Raw genomic sequence first — 22,136 nt, 5'->3', positions numbered from 1 at the left:
AGCCCGGAAAATGACGAGTATTGCCTGCAATTAAAGATATAGAGCCGAACATATATGCCTTTTACACTTGGTCAACGCTGGATCAGCGATACAGAAAGCGAATTGGGACTTGGTACTGTTGTCGCCATGGATGCGCGAACTGTCACTTTACTTTTCTCATCGACGGGCGAAAACCGTCTGTATGCGCGCAGTGATTCCCCCGTGACCCGCGTGATGTTCAATCCTGGTGATACGATAACGAGCCATGAAGGCTGGCAGCTGCATGTCGATGAAGTAAAAGAAGAAAACGGACTGCTTGCCTATATCGGAACCCGCCTTGATACCGAAGAAACCGGTGTAACGCTGCGTGAAGTGCTGCTCGACAGCAAACTGGTATTCAGCAAACCACAGGATCGCCTGTTTGCCGGTCAGATTGACCGTATGGACCGCTTTGCGCTGCGCTATCGCGCGCGTAAATTTCAGAGCGAACAGTATCGGATGCCGTGGAGTGGTTTGCGTGGTCAGCGCACCAGCCTGATTCCCCACCAGCTCAACATTGCCCATGATGTTGGCCGCCGCCACGCCCCTCGCGTTCTGCTGGCTGATGAAGTTGGTTTAGGTAAAACCATTGAAGCCGGGATGATCCTGCATCAACAGTTGCTGTCAGGCGCCGCAGAGCGCGTTCTGATCATCGTCCCGGAGACGTTACAGCACCAGTGGCTGGTCGAAATGCTGCGCCGTTTCAACCTGCGCTTTGCGCTGTTTGATGATGAGCGTTACGCAGAAGCGCAGCACGACGCCTACAACCCGTTTGAAACCGAACAGTTAGTTATTTGTTCGCTGGACTTTGCTCGTCGCAGTAAACAGCGTCTGGAGCACCTGTGTGATGCTGAATGGGATCTGCTGATTGTCGATGAAGCCCATCACCTGGTGTGGAGCGAAGATGCACCCAGCCGTGAATATATGGCCGTTGAACAGCTGGCAGAGCGCGTGCCGGGTATCCTGCTGCTGACCGCAACGCCAGAACAACTGGGTCTGGAAAGCCACTTTGCGCGCCTGCGCCTGCTGGACCCAAGTCGCTTCCACGATTTCGCCCAGTTTGTTGAAGAACAAAAAAATTACCGTCCGGTCGCCGACGCCGTCGCCATGCTGCTGGCTGGCAACAAGCTGAGCAACAATGAGCTGAACATGCTAGGCGACATGATTGGCGAACAGGACATTGAGCCGTTATTACAGGCGGCAAACAGCGACAGCGAAGACGCCCAGAGCGCGCGTCAGGAGCTGGTTTCGATGCTGATGGACCGTCACGGCACCAGCCGCGTGCTGTTCCGTAACACCCGTAACGGGGTGAAAGGCTTCCCGAGACGCGAACTGCATACCATCAAGCTGCCTTTGCCAACCCAATACCAGACGGCGATTAAAGTCTCCGGCATTATGGGCGCACGTAAGAGTGCGGAAGACCGCGCGCGCGACATGCTCTACCCGGAACAGATTTATCAGGAATTCGAAGGCGATACCGGTACCTGGTGGAACTTTGACCCACGCGTGGAATGGCTGATGGGCTACCTGACCAGCCACCGCTCGCAAAAAGTGTTGGTTATCTGCGCGAAAGCCACCACCGCGCTGCAGCTTGAACAGGTACTGCGCGAGCGCGAAGGTATCCGCGCCGCCGTGTTCCATGAAGGGATGTCGATCATTGAACGAGACCGTGCTGCGGCCTGGTTTAGCGAAGAAGATAGCGGAGCCCAGGTGATGCTGTGTTCTGAAATCGGCTCCGAAGGGCGTAACTTCCAGTTCGCCAGCAATCTGGTGATGTTTGATCTACCGTTCAACCCGGACCTGCTGGAGCAGCGTATTGGCCGTCTGGACCGTATTGGTCAGGCGCATGATATCCAGATCCACGTTCCATACCTGGAAAAAACCGCGCAATCCGTGCTGGTGCGCTGGTACCACGAAGGTCTGGATGCGTTCGAACACACCTGCCCGACCGGACGCACCATCTATGACACGGTCTATAACAATCTGATCGGCTACCTGGCGGAGCCAGAAAACACTGATGGCTTTGACGATCTGATCAAGACCTGCCGCGAACAGCATGACGCGCTGAAAGCACAACTGGAGCAAGGGCGCGATCGCCTGCTGGAGATCCACTCGAACGGCGGCGAAAAAGCGCAACGGCTTACCGAAAGTATTGAAGAGCAGGACGACGATACCAGCCTGATCGCCTTCGCGATGAACCTGTTTGATATCGTTGGTATTAATCAGGATGACCGTGGCGACAATTTAATCGTGCTGACACCGTCCGATCATATGCTGGTGCCAGATTTCCCTGGGCTGCCGGAAGATGGCTGCACCATTACGTTTGAGCGTGATGTCGCCCTGTCGCGTGAAGACGCGCAGTTTATTACCTGGGAACATCCGCTGATCCGTAATGGTCTGGATCTGATCCTCTCCGGCGACACCGGCAGCAGCACCATTTCGTTATTGAAAAACAAAGCATTACCGGTCGGTACTCTGCTGGTTGAACTGGTCTACGTTGTGGAAGCGCAAGCGCCGAAGCAGCTGCAGTTGAACCGCTTCCTGCCGCCAACGCCGGTACGTATGCTGCTGGATAAAAACGGCAATAACCTTGCCGCACAGGTTGAATTCGAAACCTTTAACCGTCAGCTCAGCGCCGTTAACCGCCACACTGGCAGTAAACTGGTCAACGCCGTCCAGCAGGATGTTCATGCCATTCTGCAACTGGGCGAAGCACAGGTGGAAAAATCGGCCCGCGCGCTGATCGATGCGGCGCGTAAAGAAGCAGACGAGAAACTGACAGCAGAACTCTCCCGTCTGGAAGCGCTGCGCGCCGTTAACCCGAACATCCGTGATGACGAACTCAGCGCCATTGAAAGCAACCGTCAGCAGGTGATGGAAAGCCTGGATCAGGCAGGCTGGCGTCTGGATGCCCTGCGCCTGATCGTCGTGACGCATCAGTAACGGAGCCATACATGGGGATGGAAAACTACAATCCGCCGCAGGAACCCTGGCTGGTTATCCTGTACCAGGATGAGCATATTATGGTGGTCAACAAGCCGAGCGGCTTGTTGTCCGTGCCGGGTCGTCTGGATGAGCACAAAGACAGCGTGATGACGCGCATTCAGCGCGATTATCCGCAGGCTGAATCCGTACATCGTCTCGATATGGCAACCAGCGGCGTGATTGTAGTAGCGCTAACCAAAGCGGCAGAGCGCGAGCTAAAACGCCAGTTTCGCGAACGCGAGCCGAAGAAACAGTATGTCGCGCGCGTCTGGGGACATCCAGCTCCGGCCGAGGGACTGGTTGATTTACCGCTGATTTGTGACTGGCCAAACCGGCCAAAGCAGAAAGTGTGCTATGAAACGGGGAAATCGGCGCAGACCGAGTATGAGGTGGTGGAGTTCGCGGCAGATAACACCGCCCGGGTGGTGCTCAAACCCATTACCGGACGCTCCCACCAACTGCGTGTGCATATGCTGGCGTTAGGGCATCCGATCCTGGGCGATCGTTTCTACGCCCCGCCAGAAGCCCTGGCGTTAGCGCCGCGTCTGTTGCTGCACGCAGAAATGTTAACCATCACACATCCCGAATACGGCAACAGTATGACGTTTAAAGTCCCGGCGGATTTTTAAATTCTGAGCCAATTTGTGCCGGGGGCGCTTCGCTTGCCCGGCCTACGTTATGAATGTAGGCCGGATAAGGCGCTAGCCGCATCCGGCAATTCAATCACTTGAACCCTTTTTGATCCTTGATCAGCTCATACGCTTTTTGAATTTCCTGCGCTTTTTGCTTCGCCATTTCCATCATTTCTGGCGGCAGGCCCTTCGCCACCAGTTTGTCAGGATGGTGCTCACTCATCAGCTTACGGTATGCTCGCTTAATAGTGGTCGCATCATCGGTCGCTTTCACACCCAGCACATTGCACGCGTCTTCCAGCGTTGGGCCGCGTTGCGCCTGCTGCCAACCACCGCCACCGGACTGTTGCTGATATCCACCGCCAAACTGCGCGCCGCCCTGCATCATGCGCAGGAACTGATCAAATTGGGTACGTGAGATCCCCAACTCTTCTGCAATCACATACAGCACTTCACGCTCGTTAGGATGCAATGAGCCATCGGCGAATGCCGCCTGGATCTGAATCTCCAGAAACATGCGGATCAGATCGAATCGACCAAAACAGACGCTGCGAAACTGACGCATCTTTTCACGTAATGGGTAATTATCCGATTTTCCCACCCGGAAGGCATGCTGTGCAGCAGTACGCGAGTCACCGTGTAAATTCATCCGATCCATCAACTGGCTGGCGATATGAATATCGGCCTCCGTGACGCGTCCTTTGGATTTGGTCAGATGCCCCATCACCTCAAAAGTGGTGGCAAAAAACAGCGCCTGACGTTCACGTTGGTTGGCAAACCACGCCATTTTGCGCATGCGGGCTTTGTCGAACATGTGGCCAACTAACAGGCCCAGAACCACACCCCAGAAGCCGCCGCCCATCATTAAGGCCACGGCCACACCAATTATCTTTCCCCAATACTGCATAGACTCCCCAAATCTTTCTGCTCTCAGCCAGGTTATGTCCCACAATATAAGGTGCTTTTACCGATTTACGGCTGCGGTCAATTGTGGGACATCGCCTATAATTTGCATTATCATACCTGTCATTCAATGCCGTGCCTAACACCACAAACGCTATACCCGTTGGATTTCGAGTTGCAGCAAGGCGGCAACGTAGTGAGTCCCCTGGAGCTTACCCATGTAAGTGACTGGGGTGAACGAGGAAGACAACGAAGATGCAGCTTGAAAGGTGGCGGGTATAAAATGGGCAGGATTAATACTAGCGAAGTGAAGATGAGATAAGTTAGGCTGTGACCGTTTGTCACGCGCGACGCTACTGATGATGGAACAATAAATACAACGTATGAAAAAACGTATTCCCACTCTTCTGGCCACCATGATTGCCAGCGCCCTCTATAGCCATCAGGGCCTGGCAGCCGATCTCGCCTCACAGTGTATGCTGGGCGTGCCGAGCTATGACCGTCCTCTGGTACAGGGCGAGACCAATGAATTACCCGTCACCATCAATGCCGACAACGCCAAAGGGAATTACCCGGATGATGCGGTGTTTACCGGCAACGTGGATATCGCACAGGGTAACAGCCGCCTGCAGGCCGACGAAGTACAGCTTCATCAGAAGCAAGCCGAAGGCCAGCCAGAGCCAGTACGTACCGTCGATGCGTTGGGTAATGTCCATTATGATGACAATCAGGTTATTCTGAAGGGGCCGAAGGGCTGGTCTAATCTGAATACCAAAGATACCAACATTTGGGAAGGTGACTACCAGATGGTAGGTCGTCAGGGCCGCGGGAAAGCCGACCTGATGAAACAGCGTGGGGAAAACCGCTATACCATTCTGGAAAACGGTAGCTTTACCTCCTGTCTGCCAGGTTCCGATACCTGGAGCGTCGTCGGTAGCGAAGTGATCCATGACCGTGAAGAACAGGTCGCAGAGATCTGGAACGCTCGTTTTAAACTGGGTCCGGTTCCGGTCTTTTACAGTCCTTATTTACAACTGCCCGTTGGTGATAAGCGTCGCTCTGGTTTCCTGATCCCGAACGCAAAATACTCTACCAATAACTATTTTGAGTTCTACCTCCCGTATTACTGGAACATTGCGCCCAACATGGACGCCACCATCACGCCGCATTATATGCACCGTCGTGGTGGTATCATGTGGGAAAACGAATTCCGCTACCTCACCCAGGCAGGTGCAGGCCTGATGGAGTTCGACTATCTGAACTCCGATAAAGTCTATGAGGATGAAAATCCGAAGGATGACAACTCACGCCGCTGGCTGTTCTACTGGCAGCACGCTGGGGTGATGGACCAGGTGTGGCGTTTCAACGTTGACTACACCAAGGTCAGCGACTCCAGCTACTTTAACGACTTTGACAACAAGTACGGTTCCAGTACCGACGGCTATGCCACGCAAAAATTCAGCGTCGGCTATGCGGTACAGAACTTTGACGCCACGGTCTCAACCAAGCAGTTCCAGGTCTTTGATGACCAGAACAAAAGTAGTTATTCCGCCGAACCGCAGTTAGACGTTAACTTTTACCAGAACGACGTCGGTCCGTTTGATACCCGTATTTATGGTCAGGCGGTTCATTTCGTCAACACCACCGACAATATGCCGGAAGCAACGCGCTTACACCTTGAACCAACCATCAATCTGCCGTTGTCAAATAACTGGGGCAGTATCAATACCGAAGCGAAGCTGATGGCGACTCACTATCAGCAAAGTAATCTGGATTCGTACAACAACAACTCCGCTAACACAAACAAGCTGGACGATTCAGCTAACCGCGTCATGCCGCAGTTTAAAGTTGACGGCAAGATGGTGTTCGAGCGCGACATGCAAATGCTGGCACCTGGCTATACCCAGACGCTGGAGCCGCGTGCGCAGTACCTGTACGTCCCCTATCGCGACCAAAGTCATATCTACAACTATGACTCATCCCTGCTGCAATCTGACTACAGTGGCCTGTTCCGTGACCGTACTTATGGCGGCCTGGACCGCATTGCTTCTGCCAACCAGGTGACGACCGGGGTCACATCTCGCGTTTATGATGACGCAGCCGTTGAACGTTTTAATATTTCTGTGGGTCAAATCTACTATTTCACCGAGTCTCGCACTGGCGATGACAACATCAAATGGGAGAATGACGACAAAACGGGCTCACTGGTATGGGCAGGCGACACCTACTGGCGCATCTCCGATCGCTGGGGTTTACGCAGTGGGATCCAGTACGACACACGTCTGGATAGCATAGCGACCAGCAGCAGCAGCATCGAATATCGTCGCAACGAAAACAGTTTATTACAGTTAAATTACCGTTACGCCAGCCCGGAATACATCCAGGCCACGCTGCCTAATAGCAGCGCCGACCAAAAAAAATGGAACCAGGCTCAGTATGAAAACGGGATTTCGCAGGTGGGTGCAGTGGCCAGCCTCCCGATCGCCGATCGCTGGTCAATTGTCGGGGCTTATTACTTTGACACAAACGTCAATAAACCCGCAGACCAGATGTTGGGCCTGCAGTACAACTCCTGCTGTTACGCCATTCGCTTCGGCTATGAGCGCAAGCTGAACGGTTGGGATGACAAACAGCAGCACGCGATTTATGACAACACGATCGGCTTTAATATCGAGCTACGTGGTCTGAGCTCTAACTACGGTCTCGGTACCCAACAGATGTTGCGTTCGAACATTTTGCCGTATCAAAGCTCTTTGTGATCTGATTGATTTACAACGTAATCCGCATTGCGGTTAATTGAAATGGAAAAAGTATGAAGAACTGGAAAACGCTGCTTCTCGGTATCGCCATGATCGCGAATACCAGTTTCGCTGCCCCACAGGTAGTCGATAAAGTCGCAGCCGTCGTCAATAACGGCGTCGTTCTGGAAAGCGACGTCGATGGCTTAATGCAGTCCGTAAAACTTAATGCAGGACAGGCTGGTCAGCAGTTACCCGATGACGCCACGCTGCGTCATCAGATCCTGGAACGTTTGATCATGGATCAAATCGTCCTGCAGATGGGCCAGAAGATGGGTGTGAAAATCTCTGACGAGCAGTTGGATCAGGCTATTGCCAACATCGCCAAGCAGAACAACATGACGCTCGATCAGATGCGCAGCCGTCTGGCACAGGATGGCTTAAGCTATTCCACCTATCGTAGCCAGATCCGTAAAGAGATGACCATCTCTGAAGTGCGTAACAACGAAGTTCGCCGTCGCGTCACTATTCTGCCACAGGAAGTGGACGCCCTGGCACAGCAGGTCGGCAACCAAAACGATGCCAGCACCGAGCTGAACCTCAGCCACATTCTGATCCCATTGCCGGAAAACCCAACTTCCGACCAGGTCAACGCAGCTGAAAGCCAGGCGCGTTCTGTTGTTGATGAAGCGCGTAACGGTAGTGATTTCGGCAAACTGGCCATCACTTATTCCGCCGATCAGCAGGCGCTGAAAGGCGGCCAGATGGGTTGGGGACGTATTCAGGAGCTGCCGGGCATCTTCGCTCAGGCGTTAAGCACGGCGAAAAAAGGCGATATCATCGGTCCAATTCGTTCCGGTGTCGGCTTTCACATTCTGAAAGTCAACGATATGCGCGGTCAAAGCCAGAGTATCTCCGTGACTGAAGTTCACGCCCGCCACATTCTGCTCAAGCCGTCGCCGATCATGACCGATCAACAGGCACGCCTGAAGCTGGAACAAATCGCGGCAGATATTAAGAGCGGTAAAACAACCTTCGCAGCAGCGGCTAAAGAGTTTTCTCAGGATCCCGGATCTGCCAACCAGGGCGGCGATCTGGGCTGGGCTGCAGCGGATATTTTCGATCCTGCTTTCCGCGATGCGCTGACCAAACTTCACAAAGGCCAGATGAGCACCCCGGTACACTCTTCTTTCGGTTGGCATCTGATCGAGCTGCTGGACACGCGTAATGTTGATAAAACTGACGCGGCGCAGAAAGACAAAGCCTACCGTATGCTGATGAACCGTAAATTCTCGGAAGAAGCGGCAACCTGGATGCAGGAACAGCGCGCCAGCGCATACGTTAAAATTCTGAGCAACTAATGACTCGTACCCAACGCGTTGTTATCACTCCCGGCGAACCCGCCGGGATTGGCCCGGACCTTGTGGTTCAGCTCGCACAGCGTGAGTGGCCCGTAGAACTCGTCGTCTGTGCGGATGCCGCACTTCTTAGTGACCGGGCAGCAATGCTCGGTTTACCGCTTTCACTCCTCCCATACTCTCCAGATACCCCAGCCAGACCGCAATCAGCAGGCACGTTGACGCTGTTGCCGATTGCGCTGCGGGCACCTGTTGTCGCGGGTCAGTTGGCGGTAGAGAACGGGCAATATGTGGTGGAAACGCTGGCTCGCGCCTGCGATGGTTGTCTGCAAGATGAGTTTGCCGCGCTGATTACTGGCCCTGTCCACAAGGGTGTAATCAATGATGCAGGCGTCCCGTTTACCGGGCATACCGAATTTTTTGAAGAGCGCTCACGGGCGAACAAAGTCGTCATGATGCTGGCAACGGAAGAGCTACGCGTTGCCCTGGCAACCACGCATTTACCGCTCAGAGCCGTTGCTGACGCTATTACGCCCGCCCTGCTTCAGGAAGTGATCGGCATTTTGCATCATGATTTGCGCACCAAATTTGGCATTGCCGATCCACATATTCTGGTGTGTGGTCTTAACCCGCATGCCGGTGAAGGCGGTCATATGGGAACGGAAGAGATAGACACCATCATTCCGGTACTCGATGAACTGCGCGCGCAGGGGATGAAATTAAACGGCCCACTGCCTGCAGATACGCTGTTTCAGCCCAAATATCTCGACCACGCGGATGCGGTGCTGGCAATGTACCACGATCAGGGTCTCCCCGTGCTAAAATACCAGGGATTTGGTCGCGGTGTGAATATCACGCTGGGCCTGCCCTTTATTCGCACATCCGTCGATCACGGCACCGCACTTGAACTTGCGGGTCGTGGACAAGCAGATGTCGGCAGTTTTATTACGGCGCTTAATCTCGCCATCAAAATGATTGTTAATACTAATGAATAATCGAGTCCATCAGGGCCACTTAGCCCGTAAACGTTTCGGGCAAAACTTCCTCAACGATCAGTTTGTGATCGAAAGTATTGTCTCTGCTATCAACCCGCAGAAAGGTCAGGCTATGGTCGAAATCGGCCCGGGCCTGGCGGCATTGACTGAACCAGTAGGCGAACGCCTGGATAAACTCACGGTCATTGAGCTGGACCGCGATCTCGCCGCGCGCCTGCAAACACATCCGTTTTTAGGGCCGAAGCTGACGATTTATCAACAAGATGCCATGACCATGAACTTCGGCGAACTGGCACAAACGATGGGGCAGCCGTTGCGCGTATTCGGCAACCTGCCGTACAACATCTCCACGCCGCTGATGTTCCATCTTTTTTCCTATACTGATGCCATTGCCGACATGCATTTCATGTTGCAAAAAGAGGTGGTCAATCGCCTGGTTGCAGGGCCAAACAGTAAAGCGTATGGTCGATTAAGCGTCATGGCACAGTATTACTGCAATGTGATCCCGGTACTTGAAGTGCCACCATCTGCATTTACGCCTGCGCCAAAAGTCGATTCCGCCGTCGTGCGCCTGGTCCCTCACGCGACAATGCCGTATCCGGTTAAAGATGTTCGTGTACTGAGCCGTATTACCACCGAAGCGTTTAATCAGCGTCGTAAAACGGTACGTAATAGCCTCGGTAACCTGTTTAGCGTTGAAGTACTGACAGAGCTGGGTGTTGATCCGGCGATGCGAGCGGAAAATATCTCTGTAGCGCAATACTGCCGGATGGCTAACTATCTGTCAGAAAACGCGCCATCGAAGGAGAGTTAAAGATGATCAATTCGCCCCGAGTGTGCATTCAGGTACAAAGCGTCTACATTGAGGCGCAATCCTCACCTGATGATGAACGTTACGTTTTTGCTTATACCGTGACTATCCGCAATTTGGGGCGAGCGCCTGTGCAGCTGTTGGGGCGTTATTGGTTGATCACCAATGGTCATGGCCGCGAAACCGAAGTTCAGGGCGAAGGTGTGGTAGGCGTTCAGCCCCACATCGAACCTGGCGAAGAGTATCAGTACACCAGCGGAGCGGTAATTGAAACACCGCTGGGCACCATGCAGGGTCATTACGAAATGATCGATGAACAAGGCATCGCCTTTACCATCGACATTCCCGTGTTCCGACTCGCCGTTCCTACACTCATTCATTAAAACAATAACTATGGCGACATACCTTATTGGCGACGTTCACGGTTGTTACGATGAACTGGTAGCCTTGCTGCATCAGGTAGACTTTAATTCCGAAAAAGACACCCTATGGCTCACCGGCGACCTGGTCGCGCGTGGGCCTGGCTCGCTGGACGTTTTGCGCTACGTTAAATCGCTGGGCGACAGCGTGCGGTTAGTCCTCGGCAATCACGATTTGCACCTGCTGGCCGTGTTTGCCGGTATCAGTCGTAATAAGCCGAAAGACCGGCTCACGCCGCTGCTTGAGGCACCGGATGCTGATGCGTTGCTGAACTGGCTACGTCGCCAACCGCTGTTGCAGGTAGACGAAGAGAAGAAACTGGTAATGGCGCATGCCGGGATTACCCCACAATGGGATCTGCAGACGGCAAAAGACTGTGCTCGCGATGTGGAAGCTGTGCTATCGAGTGATTCGTATCCGTTTTTCCTTGATGCGATGTACGGCGACATGCCAAATAACTGGACCCCGGAACTGACGGGGCTGGCGCGCCTGCGTTTTATCACCAACGCGTTTACCCGCATGCGTTACTGCTTCCCCAACGGCCAGTTGGATATGTACAGCAAAGAGTCGCCAGAAGATGCGCCAGCCCCGCTGAAGCCGTGGTTTGCCATTCCTGGCCCTGTCAGTGAAGCCTATAGCATTGCATTCGGGCACTGGGCATCGCTGGAGGGCAAAGGCACGCCAGAAGGGATTTACGCGCTGGATACGGGGTGTTGCTGGGGAGGCGATCTCACCTGTCTGCGCTGGGAAGATAAACAGTACTTTGTGCAGCCGTCAAATCGCCATCTGAATCTGGACCCCGGCGAGGCGGTCAACGCCTGATATGTTTAGGCCTGATGGCGCTACGCTTATCAGGCCTACATCTGGCACAAGAGTAGGCCGGATAAGGCGTTTCGCCGCCATCCGGCACTCACAGTATTAACGACGCTCCAGAATCTCGAAGCAATAGCTGTGGGAGTTTTGCGCATCGGCATCGTGGAATTCACTGAACACCGATTCCCAGTCATCCGGTTCGTAGTCCGGGAAATGCGTATCCCCTTCCACTTCCGCATCAATGTGCGTCAGATACAGTTTCTGCGCTTTCGGCAGGAACTGCTCATACACACGTCCACCGCCAATCACCATAATTTCCGGCTCATCGCCGCAGGCCGCAATCGCTTCCTCAACAGACTTCACCCACTGCACGCGATCGTCGGTGCCTGGCTTGCTGCTGATGACGATATTTTTACGCCCTGGCAACGGTCGCCCGATGGATTCCCAAGTGTGGCGTCCCATGACAACCGGCTTATTTAAAGTATTACGTTTAAACCAGGCGAGATCGGCAGGTAGGTTCCACGGCATGGCGTTTTCCATACCGATGACGCGATCTACCGCTAACGCCGCAATCAGACTGATCATTGAATATATCCCGGATACAAAAAAATTGTCGCCACTATACGGAAAGCGCAATCTTTCGTCGACTAGCCAAAGGAAGATGTACAGGAAAATTTTCTGTTCTGCTGGCGAGTCCGCGACTTCTGAGTGGACTCCCAGCATTACAGTAGTTCAAAAACAGCCAATTAGCAGTAAAGTTTGCAGAACATCACATTTTTTACCCTATGCTGACGGTTTCACTTCCGGCTCATCGGCAACGTCGCCCGTATGCTTACCTTCATCCGTGCCTTGCCAGCCATGGCGTTGAATTAACGATAAGTGCTGACGATCTTCCGCAATAATTTCACTCAGCATTGCGCTGGTACGTTTATAAACCGCCGCGCGGGAAGTCGCGTCATTTTCCCCTTTCACCATCTCCTCAACCATCAGCGTATTGAAGCGGCGGAATACGTCGGCCCGTTCACGCGCCTCATAGCGCCCAAGCCCGAGACCTTCCAGTGCCAAACGTCCGGTCTTCAGTGCGCCTTCAAAGGTTTCACGCTCTGGCATATCCACCCCCGCCTGACGCAGACGGATGTAATGATCCACGTCGCGCGCACGGGCAATAATTTGTAGATGGGGGAAATGCTCTTTCACCATTTCAGTCAGTTGCAGGCTGGTTTGCGGATCGTCAATGGCGTTAATAATGACTTCGGCTTTAGCCGCCCCGGCAGACTCGAGCAGATCCATCCGGGTCGCATCGCCATAGAACACCTTCATGCCAAATTTACGCAGCGTTTCGATATGGTCCGGGTCATGGTCAAGAACCACCATTTTCACCCCGCTCGACAGCAACAGACGACCGGTTATCTGGCCAAATCGCCCAAACCCGGCAATGATCACCCGCGGCTGTTCCTCGTCGATTTCATCGGCTTCCCGCTCTTCACCGGTCGCCGATTTTTCCAGACGCGTCAAAATCACCAGTAAAATCGGCGTAGCCGCCATCGACAACGCCACCGCCAGCGTCAGAGATTTCGCCCAGTCAGGGTCAAGCACGTTTGCCATTTGCGCCGCGCCAAACACCACGAAGGCAAACTCACTACCCTGCCCTAATAATACGGCAAACCATCTGCGCTGTTTGTTCGGCACCTGTAAGGGTTTCGCTATCAGCCACAGCATGACAGTTTTGATAACCAGGAAACCAACCAACAGAATGATAATGCGCAGGGGATTATCAATCAGCGTACCGAAGTCGATAGACATCCCCACGCCGATAAAGAACAGTCCCAGCAGTAGCCCTTTAAACGGCTCAATATCGCTTTCCAGCGCGTGGCGATACTCAGAGCTTGCCAGCAGTACACCGGCCAGGAATGCCCCCATCGCCATCGACAGCCCAACCTCTTCCAACAGCAGACCGAAGCCAAACACGAGGAACAGCGCAACGGCACTGAACACTTCCCGCAGGCCCGAGCGGGCGACAAAACGTAAGGCCGGGCGCGTCACATAACGCCCCAACAACACCACCAGCACCAATGCGCTCGCGACCTTGAGGGCAGACAATGCAAACGCCCCAAGCGTTGTGGATGCGCCACTCGCAGCCAGTAATGGGATCATCGCTACCAGTGGAATAGCAGCGATATCCTGGAACAGCAGCACGGCAAACGCGCTCCGTCCCAATTGCGACACCATCAGATTACGTTCATTCATCGCTTGCATAGCGATAGCCGTAGAGGAGAGCGCCAGCGTCATGCCGATCAGTTCCGCTACCTGCCAGCGCAGGCCAAGGAACATGCAGAACACACCAATCAGACCGCCGCAAACCACCATTTGCAGCGCGCCACCGCCGAACACCGAGGCGCGCAGTTTCCACAAACGTTGCGGATCCAGCTCCAGGCCGATAACAAACAGCATCAGCACCACGCCGATCTCCGCAAAATGCAGGATTGATTCGGCGTCCGTCACCAGCCTCAGCCCCCATGGTCCAATAATACATCCGGCGATAAGGTACCCCAGCACCGACCCTAGCCCCAGCCGCACGGCGATGGGCACTATCAGCGCCGCAGAACCAAGATAAATCAGCGCCTGTATTAGCGTATGGCTATCCATGATGAACCTCCTGCCACTCCAGCAGACGTTGTTTGTAATGACGCGCCTGCGCCTGCAACGTTTCATCATCACAGATAAACGTACAGTGCATTGCAAACGGCGGCAGCCATTTGAGGCCACAGTAAAGCGCCGTTGCCTGTAAGGGCTGGGAAAGCACATCAAATCCAGGATGGGAGCCAATATCAAAGTGGTTTTCACCGCCGCCGGTGGTCACTGCCCATAGCAAATGTTTGCCGTGGAGCGCAGTTCCCCCGTGGCCGTACGCCCAACCGTGCGACAGGACCTTATCCATCCACAGCTTGAGTAACGGAGGTGTGCTATACCACTGCATCGGATGCTGCCAGATGATCAAATCAGCACGCGCCAGCGCATCCTGTTCAGCGGCAATATCGATATTGAAGTCGGGGTAGAGCTGGTAGAGCGAGCGGATCTCCACGCCCTCCAGCGTCCTTGCCTGTTCAAGCATCCGCTTATTCGCATGCGAGTGCTGCGGATAGGGATGCGCATAAATGATGAGGATCATGATTAGCCTGTTTCACTGCATTATTGTAATAACAGTGAGTTTAGTCACTTAATCCACAGGCTAACAGTCAATATTATTGAGTGGCTGAATGGAGAATACTGAACTAGTTATCCAGTTCACTCATATCTTTAACCTGATCGCGGTTAATCTGTTCCGTCTTACCCGTCTGGGCATTTTTGTACGACACCAGGCCGGTATCATCATCAACTTGCGGTTTGCCGTCAGTGACGATTGTTTTGCCATCGGTGGTTTTAACCGCCTGGTTTGAGGAGCAACCGGCTACGGTAAACAGTGCTGCTGCGGTAAAAATAGAAGTGATCAGGATATGTTTTTGCATGGTGTTCTCCCTGCTTTTCAGTTGTTTTCAGTGATATACCCAGTTAACTGTAGGCTAACTAACTGAGTTGCAGGGAAAATACAGAACACTCCTAATAGCCTGTTCTGGTAACCGGCTTACTGCGAATCGTCATTTGACTGGTTTGCGCCAGCGTCAGCCCCCGCGTTTCCGGGGCGAAAGCGATAGACACCAGCAGACCAATCAGCGAAATTCCTGCGCCCATCAGCATGACATTGCTGATGCCGTATTTAGTGATAAACACCGGTAGCGCCCAGGTTGAAACAATGGTGCCGATGCGACTTAACGACATGATCACCCCGACGGCAGACGCGCGGATATCAGTGGGGAACAGTTCATTAGGGTACAGCCACTGCAGGTTTCCCGGCCCCCCCGAGAAAAACGCGTATACGGCAAACGCCAGCACCACCAGCCACGCCCCCATATCAGGGATTAACCCCAGCACGGCCAGCGCCAGCGTCATCATAATAAAGCTGCCAATCAACAGCGGTCGGCGGCCCGCGCTATTGAGCCAGAACATGGGTGGAATACACCCCAGCATAAAGCACAGACTTATCACCACATTGCCCAACGCGGCGCTTTTCCCGGCACCAAGCCCCAGCAGCCCAACAATCTGTGGACCAAAGGTATAAATGGCGAACATCGGGATCACCTGGCAGGTCCAGATAGCGGCGACAAACAAGACAAACGGGAAATGACGGCGATTAAACAGCTGCAGGAAGCGCGTCTCCTGCGGCGCTTCTTCGTCGAACACCACCGGTTCGCCGAACAGTTTGATCATCATTTCCTCGCACTCTTTCACCCGACCTTTACGCAGCAGCCAGCGCGGCGATTCAGGCAGATCGAAACGCCCAATCAGGATCAAAATGCAGGGGATCACCGCACTGCCCAACATCCAGCGCCATCCGCCCTCAACATCATACAACCAGTAACCGACCAGATCGGCACAGGTAGCGCCGACATACCACATCGCGGCGATAAAACCGATGGAGAAAGCGCGCTGGCGGGTATTAGAGAACTCGGTAATCATCGAGGTAGCGATCGGGTAATCGGCGCCAATCACAATGCCGATTAGCACGCGCATCACCAACAGCTCAACGGGCGAGGAGACAAACATGGTTGCCGCCGATATCACGCCAATGGCGATAATATCGATGATGAACATTTTGCGCCGCCCGACCTTATCGGAAATGTAGCCAAACAGCGACGTCCCCACAAACAGACCTGCGAGCGTACCGGCACCCAGCAGACCAATCCACTCGGCATCCAGCTTCAATGCAGGCGTGAGCTGTTCCAGCGCCACGCCAATCATCACCAGCACATAACCATCCAGAAACGGCCCACCGCTTCCCCACAGCATTATCCGGCGGTGAATAGAGGTAAATTTGATGTCATCAAAGTTCCTGGGCTGCTGCATAGCGACTTCCTGTTTCAATACGGGCAAAGCGTCATCTGTAGGCCGGATAAGGCGTTTACGCCGTCATCCGGCATTGGCGCCACATGATTGCCGGATGGCGACGCTAGCGCGTCTTATCCGGCCTACGGGTGCACAACCTCGTACTTATTAGCCGTAGCGGAACTCCACGCCAAACGTTCCACGCGGGTATTCCCATTTTTCCAACGCGGTATCAAGTCCGAGAATGCGGCACGTTCCGCACTCCAGGCATCCGGCGTAATCAAAACGAACGCTGCCGTCGTCCTGCTTTTTATACAGCCCTGCCGGACAAGCTTTAATCAGCACTTCCAGCGCCTGTTTATCAGGATCGGTTTTGAGAATGATATGCGGGCTGTCTTCATCCACATTGAACTTATTGACGCCCAGTTTGACGTCCACATTGACGGGAGATGTCATAATACGGTCACTCCTTTCAGGCCATCTTTCATCAGGTTGATGAAGCCCACTTTCTTCGCATGGCGCAGGATTTTTTTGCGCATTGGCACCGGAGCGGAACCATCCACGGTGAAAAGGTCGCGCGCAATACTGACCGCCATTTCAGGATAGGCGGTAAACATGCGTGGGTTATCAAGGAAAGCAGGAAGCTTCTGATACATGCGCATATCGCGCATCGGACCATCGTCGAGATGCTGACGGTATTCGCCCAGCGACTGCTTGCTAAAGTCGTCCCGCTTCATCGCGGAAAGCACCGTTTTCGCCGCCGCTTCGCCTGCGGATATGGCGAGATCCATACCGCGGATAGTAAAGCCGAGGTTCATACACATTCCGGCAGCATCCCCGGCGATCAGAACACCGTCACCCACCAGTTCTGGCTGCATATTGATACCGGCCTCCGGAACAACGTGCGCGGCATATTCCACCAGCTTGCCACCAGCGATCAGCGGGGCTACCGCAGGATGCTGTTTGAAATCTTCCAGCATTTGCGGGACCGATTTTTTCGCGTCTTTCAGATGATGAAGGCCGCAGACCAGCCCCAGAGAAAGGGTCGTTTCATTCGTATAGAGAAAACCACCGCCCATCAATCCATCGGTTGGCGAACCGGCAAACAGGCAGGCTGCGCCTTCATTCCCCTGTAACTGGAAACGATCTTCAATCACCGATTTTGGCAATTCGATCAGCTCTTTTACACCAACGGCAACATGCGATGCCTCAACGCGCTTTGCCATGCCCAGCTTTTCTGCCAGCAGAGAATTCACCCCGTCGGCGAGGATCACCACTTTGGCTTCCAGAATATCGCCGTCGGCTTCCACACCCACGACTTTACCCTCACGTTGCACTACGTTATCCACGCGAATACCAGTGATAAGCTGAGCGCCTGCCTCTTCGGCCTGTTCCATCAGCCAGGCATCAAATTTGCTGCGTAAGACGGAATAAGAAACCTGCGACGATGCGGCCTCTTCACCATTGCAATAGTCGATGGTCATCGCCCCTTTGTCGGTCATAAAGGCGAGTTTTTCGTGGGTGATGATGCGTTCAATGGGGGCGTGCTCAGCAAAACCGGGAATGATGCGCTCCAGGCTATGCGCATACATGCGCCCACCGGTGACATTCTTCGCGCCAGCAGAATTGCCGCGCTCGATAACCAGCACCTGTGCACCTTCCCGAGCCAGCACCAGCGCCGCAACCGAACCAGCCAGACCTGCACCCACGATGATGGCATCAAAGATATCTTCGGACATACGTACTCCTGTCAGCGGCAGGATACCTTCGCATCCTGCCCGAATGGTTTAACGCGCTAAGGCAGCCGTCAGCGCAGGCAGGATCTTCAGCGCATCGCCAACAATGCCATAATCCGCATACTGGAAAATCGGCGCATTTTTGTCTTTGTTGATGGCGAAAATCGTCTGCGCGCCGTTGGCGCCGACCATATGTTGGATCTGCCCGGAGATCCCCACGGCCAGATACAGTTCAGGCTTAAGCATCAGGTTGGAGATGCCGACGTAGCGCTCGTGCTCCATCCATTTCTCGTTTTCTGCCACCGGGCGGGAACAGGCAAGTTCAGCGCCAATCGTTTGGCACAGCGCTTCGGCCAGAGAGATATTTTCTTTACTGCCGATACCGCGTCCCACGCTGACCACCAGGCGGGCTTTGTCGAGATCAACGCTATTGCTCTGACGCGCCTGAGTAGCCGTGCGGGTCACGGCAATAGCCGGAGCCTGCCACTGGACGGTATGCACCTCGCCGCTGCGGGCGGTATCCGGTTGCTGCGCGTCAAATGTTCCGCTGCTGAGCGTGATCACGGCAAACGGCGAAGCGATTGTTTCTGCCCCCATAGCCAGGCCGCCGTAGACCATATGTTTGACCGCTGCTTTTCCGTCCTCCACCGCGACTGCGCTGGCATCGTTGGAGACCGCAGCCGACAAGCGAAAGCCCAGCTTTGCCGCCAACAGCTTGCCCCGACGCGTATTCGGCAGCAGTACCGCACCGCCCTCGCTGTGCTGACGAATAGTCTCAGCCATCACGTCGGCGTAGTCTTCGACCATACGGTCTTCAGGCTTACCGCTGAGCAGCCAGACATGATCCGCACCTAAATGGCATGCCACCGCGCCATCCTCATCGCTGAGCACAAACGTATTAACTTTTTCACCTAAAGCCTGCGCACCATTCATCAGTTCCGGCAGACGAGAAGGGGTATCGCTGAATACCCAGATACTGGAAAATTTGTTCATAACATCCCCTGATAATTAAATGATTTTGCGAAGATTCTCGACAAACGCGGCAATCTGTTCTTCACCGTCACCTTCAATCACAACGCGCTGACGCTCGCGCTGCTTCGGCGCAGCAACCTGTTGTTGGGAATACGCCTGTGCGCTATTCAGCCCAATGTCTGCAGGCGACCAGACCTGAACCGGTTTTTTCGCCGCGCCAAGAATGGCTTTCATGGAAGGGATTTGTGGGGTGTTGATGTCCGTTGAAACCGCAATCGCCGCCGGGAGCGGGATGCTCAGCGTTTCGACTTCATCTTCCAGTTCACGCTCTACCGTCACGGTACTGTCGGTAAGAGAGAGGATTTTACTCACGCCGTTAACCGCCGGAATATTCAGCGCTTCGCCCACCAGCAGACCAACCTGCTGAGCATAAAGATCGGAAGAACCGTCACCGCAAATAAGCAGATCGAAACCTGATTTTTGCGCCGCAGCAGCCAACGCACTGGCTGTTTGTTGCGGCAGCGCCTGCTCGAATTGATCGTCGATAACAACAATCAGTTCATCCGGGCCACGGGAGAGTACATCTTTTCGCCCTTTTGCATTGGTCAGCGCTTTGCCACCAACGCTCATGGCGACAACCTGAGCGTCTCCCAACAGCTGTTTCAACTGACAAGCGGCTTCGATCGCATTCAGATCATATTGGCTGATTTTGCCATCCGCTTTACTGAAATCGAGTGAACCATCAGCATTATTAATCGCAATATCCTGTTCATCAGGTACGCATTTGTAGCAAGTAATTATCTTCATTGCATCTCCAGAAATCATGAAGGAAACGTATTTATATCGGCGGTGTTAAATACAGATATCACGCTCTTTAATTCGGAAATAAAACATTAATCACCAATATTGAAAATGTCACACATTGAAATTCGTAACTTTCAATAGTGTTACATGCCTCACCAATATTGAAAGAAACATGTCAAACAGGAAAATTTTCAATATTGTTTGCTGGCTCAACAATATTGAACGTCAGTCACTTAAAAAAGTTAAAAAACCAACACTAACAATATGATTAATAAAATAAAAAACCGAAATTACCCGCAAAATAACCAGCATAAAAAAGTGTGATACAGATAACAGAATCACCGGAAATGAATACCCATTATGAGTTACTCACTGAGGCGCTCCCAGAGGTTAAAAAGTTATCAACAAATCATTAATAATAAATAAACAAACGATCATGCACGGGTACGCTAAATAAATTTCGTTTTCACACTGGAATTCACTTATGAAAAATGAAAAGAGAAAATCGGGAATTGAACCGAAGGTTTTTTTTCCGCCATTAATAATAGTCGGAATACTTTGTTGGCTAACAGTAAGAGATCTGGATGCGGCTAACGTAGTTATTAATGCGGTATTCAGTTATGTCACCAACGTCTGGGGTTGGGCATTTGAATGGTATATGGTCGTCATGCTTTTCGGCTGGTTCTGGTTGGTCTTTGGCCCGTATTCGAAAAAGAAATTAGGTGACGAAAAACCCGAGTTTAGTACCGCCAGCTGGATTTTTATGATGTTCGCTTCCTGTACATCCGCCGCGGTACTGTTCTGGGGTTCCATCGAGATTTACTACTACATCTCCACCCCGCCGTTTGCGCTCGCCCCTAACTCCACGGGCGCGAAGGAGCTGGGTCTGGCATACAGCCTGTTCCACTGGGGACCGCTGCCGTGGGCAACCTATAGCTTCCTTTCTGTGGCCTTCGCCTACTTCTTCTTTGTTCGCAAAATGGACGTCATCCGCCCCAGCTCCACGCTGGTACCGCTAGTGGGCGAAAAGCATGCGAAAGGGTTGTTCGGTACCATCGTCGATAACTTCTATCTGGTGGCGCTGATTTTCGCGATGGGTACCAGCCTCGGTCTGGCTACCCCACTGGTAACCGAGTGTATGCAGTATCTGTTCGGTATTCCGCACACGCTGCAACTCGACGCCATCATCATTACCTGCTGGATCATATTGAACGCCATTTGCGTGGCCTGCGGTCTGCAAAAAGGGGTCAAGATCGCCAGCGACGTGCGTAGCTACCTGAGCTTCCTGATGCTGGGCTGGGTGTTTATCGTCAGCGGCGCCAGCTTCATCATGAACTACTTCACCGACTCGGTAGGCATGCTGCTGATGTATCTGCCGCGCATGCTGTTCTACACCGATGCCATCGGCAAAGGCGGTTTCCCGCAGGGCTGGACCGTCTTCTACTGGGCGTGGTGGGTCATCTACGCCATCCAGATGAGTATCTTCCTGGCGCGTATTTCTCGCGGTCGTACCGTACGTGAACTGTGCTTCGGAATGGTGCTGGGCCTGACCGCTTCCACCTGGATCCTGTGGACCGTCCTTGGCAGCAACACGCTGCTGCTGATGGATAAAAACATTCTCAACATCCCGCAGTTGATTGAACAACATGGCGTGGCGCGCGCCATTATCGAAACCTGGGCTGCTTTACCGCTCAGCACCGCCACCATATGGGGCTTCTTCATCCTCTGCTTTATAGCCACCGTAACGCTGATTAACGCCTGCTCTTACACCCTGGCGATGTCCACCTGTCGCGAAGTTCGCGATGGTGAAGAACCGCCGCTGTTAGTGCGTATCGGCTGGTCCGTTCTGGTCGGCATCATCGGTATCGTTCTGCTGGCACTGGGCGGGCTGAAGCCGATACAGACCGCGATTATCGCCGGAGGATGTCCGCTGTTCTTCGTCAACATCATGGTGACGCTGTCCTTTATTAAAGACGCCAAAGTGCACTGGAAAGACAAGTAATTCTAATTAACCCAATTGATCAAGAGGCT

19 protein-coding genes are annotated in these 22,136 nt (G+C 53.4%); 9 read left to right on the top strand and 10 right to left on the bottom strand.

All coding sequences use genetic code 11. The features are described from left to right. Positions 1-54 precede the first annotated feature (54 nt). A complete protein-coding gene (rapA, locus tag E1B03_RS04830; RefSeq protein WP_133085765.1) occupies positions 55-2,961 on the top strand; it encodes an RNA polymerase-associated protein RapA in 2,907 nt (968 codons plus the stop codon). A gap of 11 nt (positions 2,962-2,972) precedes the next feature. Continuing rightward, entirely contained in the window at positions 2,973-3,632 is a 660-nt protein-coding gene (gene rluA, locus E1B03_RS04825) for a bifunctional tRNA pseudouridine(32) synthase/23S rRNA pseudouridine(746) synthase RluA (RefSeq protein ID WP_003018849.1), read from the top strand. 94 nt (positions 3,633-3,726) lie between these two features. Here rluA and djlA read toward each other — a convergent pair whose 3' ends face one another. After that, on the bottom strand, positions 3,727-4,542 hold the full coding sequence (gene djlA / locus E1B03_RS04820; protein ID WP_043018400.1) for a co-chaperone DjlA: 816 nt from the start codon (positions 4,540-4,542) through the stop codon (positions 3,727-3,729). 379 nt (positions 4,543-4,921) lie between these two features. Between djlA and lptD the strand changes: the two genes are divergently transcribed. The 6 genes from lptD to apaH are packed head-to-tail and all read left to right on the top strand — an operon-like array spanning position 4,922 to position 11,682. Then, on the top strand, positions 4,922-7,297 hold the full coding sequence (gene lptD / locus E1B03_RS04815; protein WP_103768421.1) for an LPS assembly protein LptD: 2,376 nt from the start codon (positions 4,922-4,924) through the stop codon (positions 7,295-7,297). Between the two features lie 53 nt (positions 7,298-7,350). Beyond that, entirely contained in the window at positions 7,351-8,637 is a 1,287-nt protein-coding gene (gene surA, locus E1B03_RS04810; RefSeq protein ID WP_103768422.1) for a peptidylprolyl isomerase SurA, read from the top strand. Further along, the gene (gene pdxA / locus E1B03_RS04805) at positions 8,637-9,629 is read left to right on the top strand and encodes a 4-hydroxythreonine-4-phosphate dehydrogenase PdxA (RefSeq protein ID WP_103768423.1); all 993 of its coding nucleotides are present in this window, start codon (positions 8,637-8,639) and stop codon (positions 9,627-9,629) included. Before surA ends, pdxA begins: the two co-directional genes overlap by 1 nt. After that, positions 9,622-10,443, top strand: a complete 822-nt coding sequence (gene rsmA / locus E1B03_RS04800) for a 16S rRNA (adenine(1518)-N(6)/adenine(1519)-N(6))-dimethyltransferase RsmA (protein ID WP_003018865.1) — start codon at positions 9,622-9,624, stop codon at positions 10,441-10,443. Before pdxA ends, rsmA begins: the two co-directional genes overlap by 8 nt. Positions 10,444-10,445: 2 nt before the next feature. Continuing rightward, complete coding sequence (apaG, locus tag E1B03_RS04795; RefSeq protein WP_003018867.1) at positions 10,446-10,823, top strand: Co2+/Mg2+ efflux protein ApaG; 378 nt, start codon at positions 10,446-10,448, stop codon at positions 10,821-10,823. A gap of 10 nt (positions 10,824-10,833) precedes the next feature. Then, on the top strand, positions 10,834-11,682 hold the full coding sequence (gene apaH, locus E1B03_RS04790; RefSeq protein WP_103768424.1) for a bis(5'-nucleosyl)-tetraphosphatase (symmetrical) ApaH: 849 nt from the start codon (positions 10,834-10,836) through the stop codon (positions 11,680-11,682). Between the two features lie 96 nt (positions 11,683-11,778). Here apaH and folA read toward each other — a convergent pair whose 3' ends face one another. The 9 genes from folA to E1B03_RS04745 all read right to left on the bottom strand — a co-directional run bounded on the left by folA (position 11,779) and on the right by E1B03_RS04745 (position 20,108). Continuing rightward, a complete protein-coding gene (gene folA / locus E1B03_RS04785) occupies positions 11,779-12,258 on the bottom strand; it encodes a type 3 dihydrofolate reductase (RefSeq protein ID WP_016151662.1) in 480 nt (159 codons plus the stop codon). Positions 12,259-12,456: 198 nt separating this feature from the next. Continuing rightward, the gene (gene kefC, locus E1B03_RS04780) at positions 12,457-14,319 is read right to left on the bottom strand and encodes a glutathione-regulated potassium-efflux system protein KefC (protein ID WP_103768426.1); all 1,863 of its coding nucleotides are present in this window, start codon (positions 14,317-14,319) and stop codon (positions 12,457-12,459) included. Next, entirely contained in the window at positions 14,312-14,842 is a 531-nt protein-coding gene (gene kefF / locus E1B03_RS04775) for a glutathione-regulated potassium-efflux system oxidoreductase KefF (protein WP_006686662.1), read from the bottom strand. The genes kefC and kefF overlap by 8 nt, the downstream gene beginning before the upstream one ends. Before the next feature lie 103 nt (positions 14,843-14,945). Continuing rightward, positions 14,946-15,179 carry a YgdI/YgdR family lipoprotein gene (locus E1B03_RS04770; protein WP_003018880.1) on the bottom strand — a complete coding sequence of 78 codons (234 nt, stop codon included), beginning with the start codon at positions 15,177-15,179 and terminating at the stop codon, positions 14,946-14,948. Between the two features lie 91 nt (positions 15,180-15,270). Further along, positions 15,271-16,614, bottom strand: coding sequence for an MFS transporter (locus tag E1B03_RS04765; protein ID WP_103768427.1), 1,344 nt, complete (start codon positions 16,612-16,614; stop codon positions 15,271-15,273). A gap of 147 nt (positions 16,615-16,761) precedes the next feature. Continuing rightward, a complete protein-coding gene (gene fixX, locus E1B03_RS04760; protein WP_000203736.1) occupies positions 16,762-17,049 on the bottom strand; it encodes a ferredoxin-like protein FixX in 288 nt (95 codons plus the stop codon). Next, a complete protein-coding gene (locus E1B03_RS04755) occupies positions 17,046-18,332 on the bottom strand; it encodes an FAD-dependent oxidoreductase (protein WP_133085764.1) in 1,287 nt (428 codons plus the stop codon). Before E1B03_RS04755 ends, fixX begins: the two co-directional genes overlap by 4 nt. A gap of 48 nt (positions 18,333-18,380) precedes the next feature. Continuing rightward, positions 18,381-19,322: an electron transfer flavoprotein subunit alpha/FixB family protein gene (locus E1B03_RS04750; protein ID WP_133085763.1), complete on the bottom strand. Its 942-nt coding sequence runs from the start codon at positions 19,320-19,322 to the stop codon at positions 18,381-18,383. A gap of 15 nt (positions 19,323-19,337) precedes the next feature. Then, on the bottom strand, positions 19,338-20,108 hold the full coding sequence (locus E1B03_RS04745) for an electron transfer flavoprotein FixA (protein WP_133085762.1): 771 nt from the start codon (positions 20,106-20,108) through the stop codon (positions 19,338-19,340). A 481-nt stretch (positions 20,109-20,589) separates the two neighbouring features. On the opposite strand from E1B03_RS04745, the gene caiT reads away from it, so the two are divergent. Then, positions 20,590-22,107: an L-carnitine/gamma-butyrobetaine antiporter gene (caiT, locus tag E1B03_RS04740; protein WP_103768431.1), complete on the top strand. Its 1,518-nt coding sequence runs from the start codon at positions 20,590-20,592 to the stop codon at positions 22,105-22,107. Positions 22,108-22,136: the final 29 nt, after the last annotated feature.

The sequence above is a fragment of the Citrobacter arsenatis genome, from assembly GCF_004353845.1.
Classification (GTDB): domain Bacteria; phylum Pseudomonadota; class Gammaproteobacteria; order Enterobacterales; family Enterobacteriaceae; genus Citrobacter; species Citrobacter arsenatis.
Note: the sequence above shows the minus strand (reverse complement) of the source record. Positions and strands in the feature narration are given on the sequence as shown.